Source organism: Pseudoalteromonas sp. AOP7-A1-14 (genome assembly GCF_052376275.1).
Taxonomy (GTDB): Bacteria; Pseudomonadota; Gammaproteobacteria; order Enterobacterales; family Alteromonadaceae; genus Pseudoalteromonas.
Genome location: NZ_JBQSVO010000198.1, coordinates 1 through 2,843, shown reverse-complemented (window position 1 = coordinate 2,843; position 2,843 = coordinate 1). Strand labels below are relative to the sequence as shown.

The window sequence follows — 2,843 nt, the reverse complement described above, 5'->3', positions numbered from 1 at the left end:
ATACTAACCAAAAAAGACCTGGAAAACTCTCCAATCACTTCACATACCTATCTGATTTGGATATTTGCTATGTGATTCCATGGCTGAAAAGTAAGCTCTCTTGGATATTTTCTAATGTAATACTCGTTAAATCTGGATAATTTGTTGGGTAATCCCCTAACTGCTTTTATTCCAGATATGAGGAATGATTTGTATCAAACGCAATTAACTGATCTATCTTGCGTCAATTAACTGATCTATCTTGCGTCAATTAACTTTATCTTTTAATTCCACTTACTGTGCCGTTGAAATTTAGTTGCTAGAGCAATTATGGGTCTCGTAAAGGACTTTTATGATTTTAAAAATAGATATAAAAAATTATAAGGTCTCTAAACAGGCTCATCGGAGGCTGTTGGAAAAAGTAGGTTAATCAACTATTACAGAGTCAAATTATGGGATGGTGGTTCTATTTGACTTTCACATGTGAAACTTTAGCAGCTATTCCTTACAGAAATAGCTCGATAAATAACCTTAAAATGCATTTTTAAATCTTTTTACAATATTTTTTATTTGTATATCAATCGCTTAAGTTGCACCCCTCTGTATTTGCCCAAAATGGACAGTTTGGCAGTTCTGGTTTGATTAAAAATTCATAGATGATTGCTCATGACATAAAACAACTATTCAGGAGTAATCATGAACGAACAAAAAGCTTTAACAGAACGTCTCCTAACATACGAGGAGGTGTGTGCAGTTTTACAAACATCGCAGGCAACGCTGCGTCGTTACGTAAAAATGGGGTGGTTTCCTGCACCTATAAAACCTAATCCATGCGGCAGAGCCGTTCGTTTTCGTTGCCAAGATGTTCAAGCATGGCTAAATAACCTTTAGGTGGAACGTATGCAATACAAGTTACAAAAAGATGGTCTTTATTACCTTAATTCTGATAAATGGCAAAAGATAGGAGGATGGATTCAGGTTGTTGCACGCACTCGCTTATCTGATAAACGCGGGGGTTATGGCGTTCTGCTTGAATGGAAAAACTATGATGGCATTAAATTGCGGGAAGTGATTTATGCACGAGATCTTAATGGTGACCATGCTCGTCATATACGGGATATGCTCATTGACACTGGTTATCCATTAATACCCGCTCAGCCAAGCTGGAGTCGATTACTGCAGTATTTATTAGAGCAAATGACCAATGCAAACCCTGCGATAGTAGTTAACCGTACAGGATGGCACGGGAAAGTTTTTTCAACAAGTAACTGGACTATAGGCACGGAAACAGAGCCTCATTACTTTGTGGGGCAACTGTCGAGTGAACCAATAATTTCGGAGCAGGGTAAGCTTATTGATTGGCAGCAAAATATAGGTGAATTATGCAGAGGAAACCCATTAGCTATTTTTAGCATTGGTACTGCATTAGCAGCGCCGTTGTTAGCCAGAACGGGAATGGAAAATGGTGCATTTCACTTTGTTGGCTCCTCTTCTGTCGGTAAAACAACATTACTGCAGTTAGCCGGTAGTGTGTATGGCGGGAAAGGCTTTGTTCGTAGCTGGATCTCCACAAGTAATGGCCTAGCAGCTGTATCATCAGAGCATAACGATATGCTATTGCCGTTAGATGAGATAGGCATGGCACGTCCTGAAGATATTGATACAGCGATTTATCAAATAATGAATGGCGCAGGGAAGCTGCGAGCCAATGTTTCAGGTGATTTAGCCAAAACTTCACATTGGCGAACGTTAGTATTAAGCAGTGGTGAGGTTTGGATAACTGAATTGTTGCAACAGCTAGGTAAACAATTACGAGCTGGGCAACAAATTAGAGTGGTAGAAATTCCTATTTTTGGTGCTCATGGTACTTTCGATAATTTGCATGGACGCCCTAACTCACAAAATTTTGTGGATGAGCTTAAAGGATCATGTCTGCGCTATCATGGCACAGTGATACGTACATGGATTGGGTTACTGACAGAGGTGGATGATGGGCTTGATACCTATCTGACAAAAGAAGTAAGCAGGTTAACTAGTCTGTGGGTTAATGAAAAAATGGCATCGCAGGTACAGCGAGTAGTTAGGCGTTTTGCTCTGGTAGCTGTTGGATTATGTCTGGCAAATCGTAATTATATTCTTCCTTGGACAGAAGATGAATCGATTAATGCGGTACATAGTGTACTAATTGCTTGGCTGAATAATCGTGGGCACTCTAGAAACTCAGAGGAGTATCTACTGCTAAAGACGTTAGGGAAAAATCTAGCTATTTGGCAGCGAACTATTATTCCTATTGATAAAAGCTCTAATAAGCAGGTAGCGGGTTATTCTTGGTTATTGAATGATGAAGAAGTTTGGCTAATAAGCAAAGATGTTTTTTTAAAAAAACTCAATCTTTCAACACACTACATGCGTGAGGTTCAAATACTACTCCAACATAAGTTGCTTATTAGTAATGAACTCTCCAGGGGAACCTACAGGAAAAAGGTTAATACTGATTTTAAACGCTTTTTCGCACTTAGGCCCAATGAAGTACGAAAACAGCTGACAGAATTGGAGCGAGTAAAAGATGAAAATTAATAAGGTGTTCCCAGTTTCCCAGTTTACCCAGTTTAATTTGATACCAAAAGGGAGGGAGTGAAAGTGAAAATGACCGAGAAAGAAATGTTGCAGCGAATACTGCACGATATAATGGTATTAAAAAAGCTTTTTCAAGACAGTATCAGTACAGATAAAACAATTGATATTGGAAAGGATATATTAAATACCGAAGAATGTGCTGAACTCACAGGCCTAAAGAAAAGCACGCTTTACAGGCTTACTCATGAACGGAAGATTCCCTTTTTTAAACCAAATGGAAACCGTGT

Annotated in this window: 3 protein-coding genes; all 3 read left to right on the top strand. The window is 38.9% G+C overall.

Annotated elements, in window-relative coordinates; translation table 11 throughout:
* The first annotated feature begins 675 nt into the window (after positions 1-675).
* A complete protein-coding gene (locus ACT3RM_RS17425) occupies positions 676-870 on the top strand; it encodes a helix-turn-helix transcriptional regulator (RefSeq protein ID WP_138626205.1) in 195 nt (64 codons plus the stop codon).
* Positions 871-879: 9 nt separating this feature from the next.
* Positions 880-2,556, top strand: a complete 1,677-nt coding sequence (locus tag ACT3RM_RS17420; RefSeq protein ID WP_442449001.1) for a DUF927 domain-containing protein — start codon at positions 880-882, stop codon at positions 2,554-2,556.
* A 69-nt stretch (positions 2,557-2,625) separates the two neighbouring features.
* The coding region (locus ACT3RM_RS17415; protein ID WP_444511466.1) for a helix-turn-helix transcriptional regulator at positions 2,626-2,843 on the top strand (218 nt) is incomplete at its 3' end.